We start from the raw sequence: 14,950 nt of genomic DNA, 5'->3' as shown, positions 1-14,950 counted from the left end.
GCAGGGGTCCGCGATACGGGCCCGCGCCCTGCGCCTGTGTCCCGCGGCGGCGATGCGGCAGGTCCGTCCGGTGTCAGCGGCCCTTGCGCACCCGGGCCGCCGCGCGGGCTTCCGCCGTCTTGCGGGCCTCGGCGGCTTTGCGGGACTCCTTCGCGGGGCGGCCCGGACGGGCGCCGAGGCCGCGGAAGGGGGCGTTGCCACCGGTCTTCCCTTCGACCGGTGGGCGCTTCGCCCCGGTGATGGCGGTCAGCTTCTCCTCGCCGGAGCGCACCTGTGTGACAGTCGGCCGGATGCGGGCGTCGGCCATCATCCGGTTCACATCGCGCCGCTGGCCGGGGGTGACCAGGGTGACCACGTTCCCCGATTCCCCGGCGCGTGCCGTGCGCCCGCCACGGTGCAGGTAGTCCTTGGCATCGGCCGGCGGGTCGACGTTGACGACAAGGTCGAGTGCGTCGATGTGAATGCCCCGCGCCGCGACATTGGTGGCCACCAGCACGGTGATCTCACCGTCCTTGAACCTGGCGAGCGTGTGCGTGCGCTGCGGCTGCGACTTCCCGCTGTGCAGGGCGGCGGCCCGTACACCACTGGCCTGCAAGTGACGGGTGAACTGGTCGACGCCGGCCTTGGTGTCCAGGAACATCAGCACCCGGCCGTCCCGCGCGGCGATTTCGGTCGCGGTCGCGTACTTGTCGGCGGCGTGGATGTTCAGGACGTGGTGCTCCATCGTGGTGACCGAGCCCGCCACCCGGTCGAGCGAGGCGAGCACCGGGTCGTGCAGGTAGTTCCGTACCAACTGGTCGACGTTGCGGTCGAGCGTGGCCGAGAACAGCAGCCGCTGCCCGTCGGGGCGGACCTGGTCCAGGATTTCCGAAACCTGTGGCAGGAACCCCAGGTCGCACATCTGGTCCGCCTCGTCCAGCACCGTGATCCGCACCTGGTTCAGGTGACAGTCCCGGCGCGACACCAGGTCGGCCAGCCGCCCCGGCGTCGCGACGACCACCTCGGCGCCGGTCCGCAGCAGCGCCACCTGCCGGTTGATCGACAGCCCGCCGACCACCGTCGCCAGGCGCACGTTCAGCGCCTGCGCGTACGGCGTCAGCGCCTCGCTCACCTGCTGCGCGAGCTCCCGGGTCGGCACCAGGACCAGCGCGAGCGGCCGCTTCGGCTCCGCTCGCAGGCCGGCCGTCCGGACCAGCAGCGCAAGCCCGAAGGCGAGCGTCTTGCCGGAGCCGGTCCGCGCGCGGCCGAGGACGTCACGGCCGGCCAGCGCGTTGGGCAGGGTGGCCGCCTGGATCGGGAAAGGCTCCTTCACCCCGAGGCCGGTCATCGTCTTCATCAGCTCCGGCGGCAGTCCGAGTGCGTCGAAGGACTCGGCCGGCGGCAGGCCCGGGGCCACCGTCTGCAGCGTCGAGAGTTCGCCCTGCGGTGCTGTCGCACGCCGGGGCTTGCCGGTACGCGAGAGTCCAGGAGCCGGCGGCTGCGCGTTCATGGGAAACCTTCCTCGGTCTGGCGCCCGGAACGCGCCGGGGCCCGTACCCCTCGGTACGGGCCCCGGCGGTGTCGAAGCGTGCCCCCAGGTTACCAGCGGGCTCCCGGACGCCTGCCGGCCCGGCAGCTCGCCTTCCCCGTGCGGCGCCCCCCGCGACGGGCGCTCGTCACCCCTGTTCGTCAGGGTTCGTCAGGCCATGGGCGGCGCTCCCCCTCGGCGTCCCCGTTCTCCCGCGCAGGTGCGCGTCCCGGAGGCGGCCGGATCAGAGGCCGCGGTCCCCGCTGTTCTCGGCGTCGCCGGCCCAGAAGGCGTCCATGGGCTGCGGTGTCGCGGCGGCGATGAGCTGCCGGGCCGTGCTGTGCGCCTTGTCCGCGGGCTCGGCGACGTTGCCCAGGGAGTGGTTGGCGACCGCTCCTTCGTATACCAGCAGCAGCTGGTCCACGAGGAGGCCGGGGTCGGGCGCACCGGTCGTCTCGGCGAGTTCGAGCATCCGGCCGCGCAGCGCTCGCTTGTGCCGGGCGATCACCGTGCGGCCGGGATCCGGTGACTTGGCCAGTTCGAAATGGGCGTTGATGAACGCACTGCTGCGCAAGCCGCCCGAAGGCGAACGCGCCCATGCGCGGAGCGCGTCGAAGACGGCCAGCAGCCGCGCCCGGGGGTCGTGGCCCGCCGCCTCGATGCACTCGTCAAGCGTGAGCCGCCAGCGCAACTGACGCCCGTCGAGGTAGGCGAGGAAGGCTCCGGTGTCCATGGGGGGTCTCCTTCGAAGGTCTGGAAGGCGGTCGCGGCCGGCCGGAGCCGACGATCCGCCGTGGCGTCGTCAGGTCCCCTGCCGCGACACGTCGTGTGCCGCGAGCTTCACGGGCCGCGCGGTGTGTTCGCGGCGCGACGTCTTCGGTGCGTGGGGGCGGGCGGGCCGGTGGCGGGGCGCCGGAGGCTCCAGGCCGTGCCTGATCGCGTGCCCGGCGTTGATGCCGTATGCCACGTCCTTGACGATCAGGAGTACGTAACGGAGGAGAGCGTGCATGAGCAGCGATTCCTTCCCGGACGCTGGGGACGGCGGAGGGCCGTGCTTCCGTCACGCGGTGCGGTCGCAGCCCACGCCCGCACCGCCCCCTCCCTGCAAGCTAAGGGGTATAGTTGCCTTTCTCCCATTACCGTAGCATGAGGTAAGGCTTGAAAATGCTTTTTTCCGATTACGCTTGGGGGGCGGGTGCGGCCACCGACCTCGTCAACACCTCAGCCGCGGTACGCGTCAGCACGGGCGAGGCCCTCCCCGACCCGGCCGCCCTGGCGCAGTTCCTCGACGAACACGGCCTCCACCTCGACGCCAAGTTCCAGGACGGCCGGCCGACCGACGACGACCTCGCCCAGGTGCACGCCCTCCGCCGGGAGACCCGCGCCCTGCTGGAGGCCACCTCCGAGGACGAGGCCGCCGACGGGGCCAACAGACTCGTCGGGCGGGCGGCCACCGGACCGGCCCTGCTCCGGGACGCCGAAGGCCGCTGGCAGTGGCACATCACCACCGCGCCCCACGCCTCCGTCGCCGACGAACTCGCCGTCCTCGTGGGCGCCGGACTGCTCGGGGTCCTGCACACCCTCAGCCATGACCGCTTCCGGCACTGCGCCTCACCGGTGTGCGACGGCATGTTCGTCGACACCAGCAAGGCCGGACGCCGCCGTTACTGCATGCCCGGCCTGTGCGGCAACCGCCTCAACGTCGCCAACCACCGCGCCCGTCAGCAGCAGAGCGGCGAGGGACCGGCCGCCTGACGCCGGACACACGACCGCTGAAGCACCGGCCGGCCGCCTCCCCGTCGGGGCCGCCCGGCGACTCCCGTCCGGGGATCCACGCCTGCGTGCACGTGCGGGTACCCGATGAGAGGCTTGCCCGCAGAGATCAACCGGGTGTGCCAAGACCCCTGTGCGGTCAGGTCCTTGCGCGGCCATGTCGCCGTTCCGCTTCACGGGCGGCGGACACCCGGGCGATCCCGCAGAAGGGACTCGCCGGGGCGACCCGCACACCGAAGGGATGAGGACATTGACCGACTGGCAGTTGAACGAGAGCTTCCGCAGCACGTCCGGCACGGTCCGGTGGGACCGGCAGGGGCCGGAGAACGGGAAGCCCGTCGTACTGCTGCACGGCACGCCCTTCTCCTCGTTCGTCTGGCGGGAAATCGCGCAGGCGCTCGCGCAGCAGTACCAGGTGTTCGTCTGGGACATGCCGGGCTACGGCTCCTCCGAGAAGCACCGGGGGCAGGACGTCTCCCTGGCCGCCCAGGGAGAGGTGTTCGCCCAACTGCTGGAGCACTGGAAGCTGTCGGACCCCGCCGTGATCGCGCACGACTTCGGCGGCGCCGTCGCCCTGAGGGCCCACCTGCTGCACAAGGCCGCCTACCGCGGGCTGGCCCTCGTCGACCCCGTCGCCCTGGCTCCGTGGGGCTCGCCGTTCTTCCGCCTGGTGGGGCGGAACACCGAAACGTTCGAACAGCTTCCGCTCTCGCTGCATCGCGCACTGGTCCGCGAATACGTCAGCTCGGCGAGTTTTCAGGGGCTGCGTTCCGATGTGTCCGACCAACTGGTCGCCCCCTGGTCGGACGAGGACGGCCAAGCCGCCTTCTACCGGCAGATCGCGCAGGCCGATCAGCGGTACACGGACGAGATCCAGGAGCTGTACCCGCAGATCAGCCTTCCGGTCATGGTGTGCTGGGGCGCGGAGGACACCTGGATTCCCGTGGCCAAAAGTCATGAACTGGCTTCCGCCATTCCCGGAGCGCGGCTCACCGTGATCCCGGACGCCGGACATCTCGTGCCCCTGGACGCCCCCGCCGCGCTGGTCTCCGCCCTGCTGACCTTCCTCCACGCTCTCCCGTAACGCACGTCCCAAGCCGCGCAGTCCGTGGCGCGTGTTCCGTGATGCCCGGGCGCGGGTGGTGCCACGGCCCGCCCCGGGGTGGTGACGGGACCACCACCCCACGGCCGTCCTGTCCCCGTTCCTGACCGGCTTCCGGCCCATGACGGTGCTCCGGCCACCTCACGGCCCCGGCGGGGTGTGCCCGGCACACCTCGCCGGAAGCGGCCGCCGGGGGAAGCCTGGTGGGCGGGCGAAGAACATCCCCGCACCAGGAGGCGCCGCAATGGCCGACGACACATCCCTCAAGAGGCTCACCCGTCATCCGCGCGTCGCGCCCCGTCCGGCCGTGGGGCGCGAGGACGTCGTCACCGATCTCTGTGCCGCCCTGTTCGCGGGGTTCCGCCGGTACGACCAGCGCGTCCGGGCGCGCCAGTACATGGACGGCCTGCTCTCCGCCGAAGGCCGCAAGTCGATCGCGAACATCGCGGCGACGGTCGGCACGCCCGGAGACGAGCAGCGGCTGCACCACTTCGTCAGCAGTTCCCACTGGGCCGTGAGCCCGGTACGCAAGGCGCTGGCCGCCTTCCTGGAGGAGGACGAGTCCCCCCGGGCCTGGGTGGCCATGCCGGTGTCGATCCCCAAGGCCGGTGAGCACACGGTGGGTGTGTCCCGGCACTTCTCGCCCGACGGCGGCCAACTGGTCAACGGGCAGCGGGCGTACAGCATGTGGTACGCCTCGGAGCGGCTGGTCGCACCGGTCAGCTGGCGCCTCCGCCTGCCCGGCGCCCGGCTTCGGGACGACCGGCGGCGGACCGGGGCGGAGGCCCCCGACGAGCTCAGCGCCACCACCCCCCAGGACTGCCTCACGGGTCTGCTCGGCGACGTCCGCCGGTGGGGGAACTCCGAGCGCCTGGTCATGATGGACGCCCGAGGAGCCGACGAACAGCGGCACCTTGCCGGACTGTTCGAACGGGACTTCCCCGTCGCCGTGCGCATCAGCGGGCAGACCCTGCTCGCCGGCGCCCCCGAGGACCGGAGGGCCGGCCACAGCGAACGTGTGGTTCCGGCGCGCGCCGTTCTCGACCCCGCCCGCCGGCTGCGCTGCGTACTGCCCCGCAAGGGGCGTCACGAACCGGCGGGGGAACGTCCGCTGGCCACGGCGACGGCGGGTGTGCGTCTCCCCTCTTCCCGGGAAGTGGAGCCGTCCGCCCAGGGGCGGACCAGCCGTCTCACTCTCCTGGGAGTGTGGCGCGAACGCCGCTGCCCGCCGGACGAGTTGTGGCTCACCAGCCTTGACGCGGCGTCAACGGCCTCCCTGCTGCGTACGACACGGCTGATCCATGAGGTCGGCGACGGCTGGCGGACCCGGGGCGAGACCATAGGTCTGCGGGACTACGAAGGCCGCTCCTGCCAGGGCTGGCACCGCCACATGACCCTGGCGTCCTGTGCCTACGCCATGTCGGCGTTGCGGTCGGCCCGTCCGGCGAACGGATCCGGCCTGTCCGCCTGAGCCCGCGTCCTCTCACGCTTCTGCCGCAGCACGTCATGCGTACGGTGCAGTCGGAGCGCCACCTGGACTTCGAGCGCCCGCTCCGGCTTCAGCCAGTCGGCGCCGAGCAGTTCGGTGATGCGCTCCAGCCGGCGGGAGACGGTGTTGGGGTGGACGTGCAGGGCCTCCGCCGCGTACGTCGGGCTGCCTCCGGCGGCGAAGTACTCGTCGAGGGTCCTGGTGAGCTCCGTCGTCCGCTGCGCGTCGTAGTCCAGGATCGGCCCGATCGTGGCGCTGATGAAACTCGCGGCATCGTGGTTGTCGGACAGGAGGACGCCGAGGAAGCCCAGGTCCTCGGGGGAAGCGTGCGCGCCGACGTTGTCGAGCGAGACCAGCGCGTCAAGGCATCGCAGTGCCTCTCGATGGGTCTGCTGGATCAGATCGGGACTGGAGACCGGACCGGCCGCGCCGACCGTCACGGGGTGCCCGAGCAGAGGGCTGAGCTCGGTGGACACCGCCCCGGCGGAGACACTGGAGTTGTCAGCCGGCAGCAACAGCGCTATGCAGCCGTTCTGGATGCTTCTGAGTCCGTTCATCCGGCGGGCGTACGAGGCCGCCCAGCTGGCCGCTCTGCCCTGCGCGCCTCCTTCCGGGCGGATGACCACGACCACATGCGGCCGTTCGAGATCGATGTTCAGGCGGCGAGCACGCTGGACGAACTGTTTGGCGGGACGGTGCGGAGCCACCAGCAGGTCCTCGAACAGTTCGTCGCGGAACGGGCTTGCCGCGGCCGCTTCGCCGCGCTGCACCTGGAGCAGCACCGCGATGGACTGGGCGGCCAGCCGCAGCAGCGGCTCGTCGGCGTCGTTCAGCGGTTCACGCGGGTGCAGCAGCGCGACAGCGAGGTCCTCGTGCCCCACCGTGACGGGCACGATCCAGGTGCCCGTTCCGAGGACGGTCGGCATGTGTCCTGCCGAGGCGGTCCGCCAGGCGGCCAGCACCTCGGCGTCGTCGACCGCGGGTATCGCGCCGGCGCCCGAGAGCGGGCGGTGCTCCATGTCCCGTACCAGCACCGCGCCCGGGAGCTCCTCCGCCACCTCGGCGACAAGGGCGTCCAGGCTGCCGCCGGCGAGCGCGTGGTCCACGAGCCTGGTGTGGAGCTCCGTCAGCCTGCGGAACTCCGCCAGCCGGGACTCGTCCCGCGAGGCACCGGACTTCAGGATGGCGACATCGGCGTTGCTGCGCTCCAGCGTTCGCGTCTTCTCGATGGCCACCGCCGCCATGTCCCCCAGCGAACTCATCAAGGAGACTTCGCCGATGGTGAAGTGCCGCACGTTCCGGTCCGCGGCGTACAGCACCCCGAAGGCGTCCTCGCCGAACTTCAGCGGGGCGGCGATGATCGCTCGCAGACCCTCCGCACGCACCACCTCGTCCAGCGCCCCGGTGTGCCGCATCCGCTCGTCCGACAGGTAGTCCGGAGTCCACATCGGCACGGACTCCTTGATCGCCTCGGCGCCGAGACCGAAGGAGTACGGGACGCGGTATCCCACGGTGAGCGCCGACGCGTGGCCGTCCGCCGTGCGCACGAAGCTGTCCCCGGCCGCGGTGTCGCGGAAGCTTATGTAGGACATGTCCAGACCGAGCAGCGTCCGGGTGCGCCGGGTGATGGTCTGCAGCAGGGCGTCCAGGTCGTACGGAAGAGTCAGGTCGCGAGCGGTGCCCACCAGCGCGGACAGTTCCGCCTCACGCTGCTGACGGCGGGAGTACAGGGCACGGATCTCGAAGGCCATGCGCTCCGCCCGCTCCAGCTGCGGCACGACGTCGGCTTCCACACCGCCCCCACGGGCACGTCGGAGGAGGGCTTCGATCTCTGTCGACGGAGCCTCCACGGCAAGCAGTTCGAGAATACTGAGCATTTCACTCATACCTGACCGTTCGGCCGAGTTCATCGATTCCATGCCTTCTCCGTGGGGACGAACACGAGCTCCGCTCCTACCCGTTGGCCATCCACTGTGCCCAGGTGCCACCTCCCCCAAGCCGCAGAGATGTTGCCGAATGTGTCGTACATCACAAGTGACGGGTGGTGTCCGAGCCACCATCCGCGTGGGCCGGCCTGTCACCGGGTCACCTTCCGGGGCGGCTGCGAGCCGTGAAGAGTGGCGGCCAGGAAACCACCACTCGGCCGAGTTCCGGAGGATTCATGTCCGACGTGCGAAGTCACCTCAAGTCACTGGAACGCAGCAAGCGGTCACTGACCGCCCCGGACCGGCCCCGCACGTTCTCCATGATGGGCCGCGAATGGGACCTGCTGGACGAGGTATTCGCACCGGTCCACTCCCCGTCGACCGGCATCGCGCTCGACTTCCTCGGGTTCACCGGAACGGACTCCCGGACCCGTTCGCCGTCCCTGCTGGAGATCGGCTGCGGAGCCGGGGTGATCGCCGTCCAGGCGGCGCTTGCCGGCTGGACGGCCGTGGCGGCGGACATCAACGAGAACGCCGTGGAGAACACCCGGCTGAACGCCGAGCGCCACGCTGTCGCCGACCGCGTCACAGCGCTGCACAGCGATCTGTTCGACGCGCTCGACGACGGTGCCCGGTTCGACCGGATCTTCTGGAGCTCCAACTACGTTCTCGCTCCCGTCGACTACACGTACCGGTCGGTGCATGAACGCGCGTACGTGGATGCCGGATACCGCACGCACCGCAGGTATCTGGAGCAAGCAGTGCACCACCTGACCGACACGGGGTCGGTGCTGCTGCATTTCTGTGAACGCGGAGACATGGACGGCCTGGAGGAAATCGCCGGGGAGTGCGGCCGCGAACTGCGCGTCCTGCGGCGCCGCACCGTCCTCGAAGGGCAGGACCCGATCGAGCACACCCTGCTCGAAGTGCTCCCGGGGCCCCTCACCGAGGCAGAGCGGGGCAGCCGTACCGGCGCACGGGCCGCCGCCTCGGGCGCCCGGCGCGGGGCGCAGCGCGAACGGGTGGGAGTACGGCCGGAGAAGGACCGGCCCGTGCACGCCTGACGATCACGCATTCGCGCACCGCGGCCCCGAGGGAGGACGAACTCACCGATGCGTACGCTGCTGGTCGACAACCACGACTCGTTCACCTACAACCTCTTCGACTACCTGGCACAGCTTTCCGGACACGAGCCGACCGTCGTCGCCAATGACGACGCCCACTGGCGGCCCGGCTGCCTCGCGGATTTCGACCGGGTGGTCATCTCGCCCGGACCGGGAGACCCCGCTCGCCCGGCCGACTTCGGAATCTGCCGGGACATCATCCGTTCCGCGAAGGTCCCCCTGCTCGGCGTGTGTCTCGGCCACCAGGGAATCGCCCTGGCGAGCGGAGGCCGTGTGACATTGGCGCCCGAACCCTGCCATGGCCGTGTCTCGCCCGTACTGCACACGGGAGCGGGCGTCTTCGCCGGCCTCCCGTCCCCCTTCGAAGCCGTCCGGTACCACTCCCTGGCCGTCACCGGGCTCCCTGACGAACTGGAAGCGACCGCATGGACCCCCGACGGCGTCCTGATGGGAGTGCGTCACCGGTACCGGCCGCTGCACGGTGTGCAGTTCCACCCGGAGTCGATCGGCACCGACCACGGAATGCGACTCCTCCGGAATTTCCTGGAACTGAGCGGTGTGGAGGAGTTCCACGAGGAGAGGCGGGCGTGGACCCCGGGCTCCGGAGGCGGCTCTGCGCGGCAGGCCGCCGGCCGTCCCGGGAGGAGCCCGGTGTCCGGCCCGTCGCAAGGGCCCGCGCCGCAGCGCCGGCTGAAGGTCTGCGTGAAGCGGTTGCGCACCCGCTGGAGCGACGAGATCGCCTTCGAGCACCTGTACGGAGCCGGCTCGCACGCCTTCTGGCTGGACAGCAGCAGGACCGACGGTGTCCTCGGCCGCTTCTCCGTCATGGGTGACGCCTCCGGTCCGCTCGCCCGCATCGCCACGGCGGACGTGTCGAGCGGCACGGTCCAGGTCAGGTCGCGCACGGGCACGGAGATCGTCGCCGCCGAATTCCTGGACTGGCTCGACGCGGACCTGCGCGGCACGGCCACTCAGGTGCCGGAACTGCCCTTCGGCTTCGCGCTCGGCTGGGTCGGCTACCTGGGATACGAGCTGAGGCCGGCGCCCGGAGGCCGCCCGGCGCACCGCTCGGAGGAGCCGGATGCGGCGATGCTTTTCGCCGACCGCGCCGTGGTCTTCGACCACCGGGAAGGCATCACGTATCTCCTCGCCCTGGCTCCGGAGGAAGGCACCGGCCCGGCCGGACACGAAGCGACGGCCGGGGACGCGGCAGCCGCCGGGGACGCGGCGCGGTCCTGGCTGACCCGGACGGCGAGCCGGCTCGATGCCCTGGCGGGCCTGGAGCCGGACCCCGCTCCCGGCCCGCCCGCCGTCGGTGCGCGGGTGGAGCTGCGGCACAGCCGTCAGGAGTACCTGGACCTCATCGACTCCTGCCAGGACGAGATCAGGACCGGTGAGTCGTACGAGATCTGCCTCACCAACATGGCGGAGGCACGGGCGGACCTCGATCCGTGGCAGAGCTACCAGTATCTGCGCCATACCGCTCCGGCCCCGTTCGCGGCACTGCTGCGGTTCGGCGAGCTGTCGGTGCTGAGCAGTTCGCCGGAGCGCTTCCTGCGGGTCGGCTCCGACGGCACCGCCGAGTCCCGGCCGATCAAGGGGACCAGGCCGCGCGGGGAGACACCCGCACAGGACGCCGCTCTGATGGAGGAACTCCGTACGGACGAGAAGGAGCGCGCGGAGAACCTGATGATCGTCGACCTGGTCCGCAACGATCTGGGCCGGTGCTCGGAGGTCGGGTCGGTCGCGGCCGACGACATCTTCCGCGTCGAGACGTACGCGGGCGTCCACCAGCTGGTCAGCACCGTCACCGCGACCCTGCGCCGCGACAGCGGCGCCGTCGGCTGCGTACGCGCCGCGTTCCCCGGCGGCTCCATGACCGGAGCGCCCAAGGAGCGGACCATGCGGATCATAGACCGGCTCGAAGGAGGGCCCCGGGGCATCTACTCGGGGGCGATCGGTTACTTCTCCCTCACCGGAGCCGCCGACCTCAGCATCGTCATCCGTACGGCCGTCATCACCCCCGGCCGCGTACGGTACGGAATCGGCGGGGCCATCACCGCGCTGTCGGACGCGGAGGCCGAGTTCGAGGAAACGGCCGTCAAGGCGAAGCCGCTGCTCGGGCTGACCGGATGTGCCTTCCCGGGGCGGGGGCCGGTCACGGCGGTCTCCAGGAGCGCGCCCCGGCGCTGAACGGACGGGAAGAGAAGTGGAGTTGAGCGGTCGCCGGGCGTGTGCCGAACGGTCAGCGCACGCCCGGCGACCGCCCTTCAGCCTTGGGTGCGGCGCCACGTGTCACGTACGGAGCCAACGAGGTCCACCCGGTCGCGTACGTTTCGCCGGAGCTCCGTGCGGGCCAGCTTCTCGGCGGTCCGGTCGACGCTGACACCCCGCAGCCGCAGGCCCGTCAACAGCTCGTTCGAAGCCGTGGACTCCCCGGACAGGGTGTCACCGCGCAGCCGGCCCCGCCGGGCCACCGCGTCAAGGACCGACTGCGACATGGTGTGGACGGTGTTCCAGGCCACCAGTTCCTCCACCTGACGGACCGCCGTCGCGGGGTCCGGTGTGCCGGCTCCGGGCCAGGCCAAGCGCTGCGGGCGGGCCCCCGCGGCCCGCAGCTTCCGCCAGCGGCCTGAGCCGAGCCGCTCCTCGTACAGCTGGTAGGCCGCCCGGGCGAGGGCCAGCGCCGACCGGCCGCGCAGCGGCGCGGCGACCGCGTCCTCCAACTCGTCCAGGCACCCGTCCACCGCTGCCTCCATCCGGGCCGCCTCGAAGGAGGCCACCGAGAGGCAGGCGGTGACGGCCCGCCCGGCGGCGAGCGCCCGTCCCATGCCCTCGAAGTAGGCCTCCACCACCTCTCCGTAGCACCGGACCGAGTAGATGTGACCGGCGTTCACGCCGATCCCCTCGGCCACGCAGTCGCTGATCACCGTCATGCCCGCAGGAGTGCTGGGCACGGTGATCAGCAGGTTGGGCCGGTTCACGGCGAGCGCGACGGTGCGCGCCTCGGCGACCGAGGCGCGGGCATCGTCGGCGAACCGGGGGTCCAGCTCCGCGCACACCCAGCCGTCGGCGCCCCGCGACGCGGTGAAGTTCCGCCGCAGCACGTCGCAGGCCCAGCGGGCATCGTAGAGGTGCAGGGCCCGCACGGCTTCGTCCGCGGAGACCCCCTGGGCGGCGAGGAGGCCGATCTGTTCCTGGTACGCGGTGCCGTCCCGCATTTCGCGCCCCATCTCACGCAGGGACAGCACGGCTCCGGTGACACACCCGCCGGCCGTCCGCAGGCTCAGAGTTCCGTCCGCGAGGGACCGGCGGCTCACACCGCCCAGCCAGACGGACACTCCCTCATGGACCAGGTCCGTCAGCACGGTGTCCCTACGAGGCATCCCTGTTTCTCGCACTGCTCGCTCGCTCTTCCCTCTGTCGGATACGGGCCGGCTGTTCCTCGGCGTCCCCTCCGCGGTCCGGAAACGCCCACGCGCCCGTGGTCATCGCGGACTGCTCCCAGCGGACGGGGATTCCGCGCACGTGCCTCATGTACGTCCCGCACGCGGCGAGGGAGAGGAGAACGACGGCCTCCGCGGTCACGACGGCAGGTCCAGGCACAGAGCGATGCGGTCCCGCACCTGGTCGCCGTACGTGTCCGCGACGCGCGTCAGCAGGTCCGCCGGTGACACGGTGTACTGCTGCGAACCCACCGTTTCCAATGCCCTGGTGGCCATGGCGCAGCCCAGCGGGATCGCCACGCCGACCGGGAGCCCCCAGCTCGTACCCGCGAGGAAGCCGGCCCTGAAGGCGTCGCCCACCCCGGTGGGGTCCGCCACGGCCGCCGACGGCACGGCGGGGAAGGACTCCTGCGCACCGTCGGCGGTCGCGAGGGTGACCCCGTGGGCGCCCCGCGTGGTGATCCACGCACCCACCCGGGAGAGGATCTCCTCCCGTGTCCAGCCGCTGAGTTCGGTCAGGAGCGCGGCTTCGTAGTCGTTGGTGAACAGCCACCGCGCACCGGAGACGAGCAGTCGTACTTCGTCGCGGGTCAGCCGGGGGAGCTGCTGGGAGGGATCGGCCGCGAAGGGCACGCCCAGCTCCGCGCACTGCCGGGTGTGCCGGATCATGGCTTCCGGCGCGTTGGGGGCCACCAGCACCAGGCCCGTCCCGCCCGTCCCGCCGACGACGCCGGAGAGATCGATCCGCGCGGCCTCGGCCATGGCCCCGGCGTAGAAGGAGGCGATCTGGTTCTGATCCTGATCGGTGGTGCACATGAAGCGCGCCGTCCGGTGCCGGCTGGACACCCGCACGTGCTCGGTGTCGACCCCGTGCTCCTTGAGCCAGACCCGGTACTCGTCGAAGTCGGGTCCCACCGACCCGACCAGGCACGGGGTCAGCCCCAGCAGGCCGAGGCCGAAAGCGATGTTCGCGGCGACTCCCCCGCGCCGCACTTCCAGGTCGTCGACGAGGAAGGAGAGGGAGATGTGGGAGAGCTGATCGGCTATCAGCTGGTCGGCGAACCTTCCGGGGAACGTCGCCAGATGGTCGGTGGCAATGGAACCGGTGATGACAAGACGCACGGCGTCCCCCAGGAGTCGCTCTCGGCGGCCGGTGACAGCCGCTTCGCGTTTCGGCAGTGGCAGAGTTCGGGTTGCGGGCCGCTCGGCGGCACCCGTACGGCCCGTGACATCAGCGGCCGACGGCCAGACCGCGCCTCGGGCTGACGGCGTCAAGGACGTTGCGATGGGTTTCGAAGGCCGCCGAGGAGCGGTTGAGCGTGATGTAGTGCAGTCCGGGCGCGCCTTCGGCCAGCAGGCGGCACGCCATGGCCGTCGCGTGCTCGACACCGACGCGGTACGAGGCGTCCCGGTCACCGCGGACGGCCTCGAGCCGGTGCGCGAGTTCCTCGGGGAAGGCCGCGCCGCTGAGTTCGGCGAAACGGCTGATCTGACGGACGTCGGTGGCCGGCATGATCTCGGGGATGATCGGAATGTCACAGCCCGCCGCGGCCACCCGGTCGCGCAGCCTCAGGTAGTCCTCGACGTCGAAGAACATCTGCGTGATCGCGTAGTCGGCGCCCGCCCGGCACTTGGCGACGAAGTGCCGGATCTCGCTCTCCCAGTCGGCCGAGCGCGGGTGCCGTTCGGGGAAGGCGGCGACCCCGACGGTGAACTCGCCCAGTGAGCGCACGAGTTCGACGAGTTCGTACGCGTAGGTCAGGCCCCGCGGATGCGGGACCCACGCGCCGGTGGGGTCGCCGGGCGGATCACCGCGCAGCACGAGGATGTCCCGGATGCCGGCGTCGGCGTACTGCCCGACGATCCGCCGCAGTTCGGCCACGGAGTGGCCGACGGCGGTGAGGTGGGCCACCGGACGGAGCGTGGTCTCGGCCGCGATACGCCGTGTGGCCTCGACCGTACGGGCCCTGGAGGAGCCGCCCGCACCGTAGGTGACCGAGACGAACGAGGGGGACAGCGCCTCGGCCCGGCGGATCACCTCCCAGAGCGCACGGTCCCCCGTCTCGGTCTTCGCCGGGAAGAACTCGAAGGAGAAGGAGCCCATGTCCCCGCCGGCGGCGAAGGGCAAGGTGCCCTCGGCCGCGGCACACCGCCCGTGATGCTCCGGCACAGCTCACCGCCCCACAGCCGCGCGCAGGGCGTCCACGCGGTCGGTGCGCTCCCAGGCGAAGTCGGGGAGCTCGCGGCCGAAGTGGCCGTAGGCGGCGGTCTGGGCGTAGATCGGACGCAGCAGGTCGAGGTCGCGGATGATCGCGGCCGGACGGAGGTCGAAGACCTCGCCGATGGCGTTCTCGATCTTCTCGACCTCGACCGTGGCGGTGCCGAAGGTCTCGACGAAGAGACCGACCGGCTCGGCCTTGCCGATCGCGTACGCGACCTGGACCTCGCAGCGCGCGGCGAGCCCCGCGGCCACCACGTTCTTGGCGACCCAGCGCATCGCGTACGCGGCCGAGCGGTCGACCTTGGACGGGTCCTTGCCGGAGAAGGCACCGCCGCCGTGGCGGGCCATGCCGCCGTACGTGTC

The 14,950-nt window shown here is 71.3% G+C and carries 13 protein-coding genes; 5 read left to right on the top strand and 8 right to left on the bottom strand.

The window, feature by feature from the left end:
* Window positions 1-73 precede the first annotated feature (73 nt).
* The 3 genes from ACWD0Y_RS33245 to ACWD0Y_RS33235 form a co-directional block, all read right to left on the bottom strand.
* On the bottom strand, window positions 74-1,489 hold the full coding sequence (locus tag ACWD0Y_RS33245; protein WP_450263996.1) for a DEAD/DEAH box helicase: 1,416 nt from the start codon (window positions 1,487-1,489) through the stop codon (window positions 74-76).
* Between the two features lie 262 nt (window positions 1,490-1,751).
* A complete protein-coding gene (locus tag ACWD0Y_RS33240; protein WP_450263995.1) occupies window positions 1,752-2,240 on the bottom strand; it encodes a hypothetical protein in 489 nt (162 codons plus the stop codon).
* A 69-nt stretch (window positions 2,241-2,309) separates the two neighbouring features.
* Window positions 2,310-2,516: a hypothetical protein gene (locus ACWD0Y_RS33235; protein ID WP_450263994.1), complete on the bottom strand. Its 207-nt coding sequence runs from the start codon at window positions 2,514-2,516 to the stop codon at window positions 2,310-2,312.
* A gap of 155 nt (window positions 2,517-2,671) precedes the next feature.
* Between ACWD0Y_RS33235 and ACWD0Y_RS33230 the strand changes: the two genes are divergently transcribed.
* From ACWD0Y_RS33230 to ACWD0Y_RS33220, 3 genes are all read left to right on the top strand, one after another.
* The gene (locus ACWD0Y_RS33230; protein ID WP_450263993.1) at window positions 2,672-3,262 is read left to right on the top strand and encodes a CGNR zinc finger domain-containing protein; all 591 of its coding nucleotides are present in this window, start codon (window positions 2,672-2,674) and stop codon (window positions 3,260-3,262) included.
* A 268-nt stretch (window positions 3,263-3,530) separates the two neighbouring features.
* Window positions 3,531-4,364, top strand: a complete 834-nt coding sequence (locus tag ACWD0Y_RS33225) for an alpha/beta fold hydrolase (protein ID WP_450263998.1) — start codon at window positions 3,531-3,533, stop codon at window positions 4,362-4,364.
* Window positions 4,365-4,626: 262 nt separating this feature from the next.
* On the top strand, window positions 4,627-5,853 hold the full coding sequence (locus ACWD0Y_RS33220) for an IS701 family transposase (RefSeq protein ID WP_450263992.1): 1,227 nt from the start codon (window positions 4,627-4,629) through the stop codon (window positions 5,851-5,853).
* Here ACWD0Y_RS33220 and ACWD0Y_RS33215 read toward each other — a convergent pair.
* Window positions 5,793-7,748 (bottom strand): helix-turn-helix domain-containing protein, encoded by a 1,956-nt coding sequence (locus ACWD0Y_RS33215; protein ID WP_450263991.1) that lies wholly within the window; start codon window positions 7,746-7,748, stop codon window positions 5,793-5,795. The genes ACWD0Y_RS33220 and ACWD0Y_RS33215 overlap by 61 nt on opposite strands.
* Window positions 7,749-8,032: 284 nt before the next feature.
* Here ACWD0Y_RS33215 and ACWD0Y_RS33210 point away from each other — a divergent pair, with 284 nt between their 5' ends.
* Together ACWD0Y_RS33210 and pabB are read left to right on the top strand one after the other, a co-directional pair.
* Window positions 8,033-8,860 carry a methyltransferase gene (locus tag ACWD0Y_RS33210; RefSeq protein ID WP_450263990.1) on the top strand — a complete coding sequence of 276 codons (828 nt, stop codon included), beginning with the start codon at window positions 8,033-8,035 and terminating at the stop codon, window positions 8,858-8,860.
* Between the two features lie 48 nt (window positions 8,861-8,908).
* Window positions 8,909-11,113: an aminodeoxychorismate synthase component I gene (gene pabB / locus ACWD0Y_RS33205; RefSeq protein ID WP_450263989.1), complete on the top strand. Its 2,205-nt coding sequence runs from the start codon at window positions 8,909-8,911 to the stop codon at window positions 11,111-11,113.
* 77 nt (window positions 11,114-11,190) lie between these two features.
* Here the strand turns inward: pabB and ACWD0Y_RS33200 are convergent, their stop codons facing one another.
* The 4 genes from ACWD0Y_RS33200 to ACWD0Y_RS33185 form a co-directional block, all read right to left on the bottom strand.
* Window positions 11,191-12,306 carry a transaldolase family protein gene (locus tag ACWD0Y_RS33200; protein WP_450263988.1) on the bottom strand — a complete coding sequence of 372 codons (1,116 nt, stop codon included), beginning with the start codon at window positions 12,304-12,306 and terminating at the stop codon, window positions 11,191-11,193.
* Window positions 12,307-12,504: 198 nt separating this feature from the next.
* The gene (locus tag ACWD0Y_RS33195) at window positions 12,505-13,488 is read right to left on the bottom strand and encodes a carbohydrate kinase family protein (protein ID WP_450263987.1); all 984 of its coding nucleotides are present in this window, start codon (window positions 13,486-13,488) and stop codon (window positions 12,505-12,507) included.
* A 109-nt stretch (window positions 13,489-13,597) separates the two neighbouring features.
* Window positions 13,598-14,470, bottom strand: coding sequence for a methylenetetrahydrofolate reductase [NAD(P)H] (gene metF / locus ACWD0Y_RS33190; RefSeq protein ID WP_450263997.1), 873 nt, complete (start codon window positions 14,468-14,470; stop codon window positions 13,598-13,600).
* A gap of 69 nt (window positions 14,471-14,539) precedes the next feature.
* The coding region (locus tag ACWD0Y_RS33185; RefSeq protein ID WP_450263986.1) for a methionine adenosyltransferase domain-containing protein at window positions 14,540-14,950 on the bottom strand (411 nt) is incomplete at its 5' end.

Source organism: Streptomyces altiplanensis, from assembly GCF_053591575.1.
Note: the sequence above shows the minus strand (reverse complement) of the source record. Positions and strands in the feature narration are given on the sequence as shown.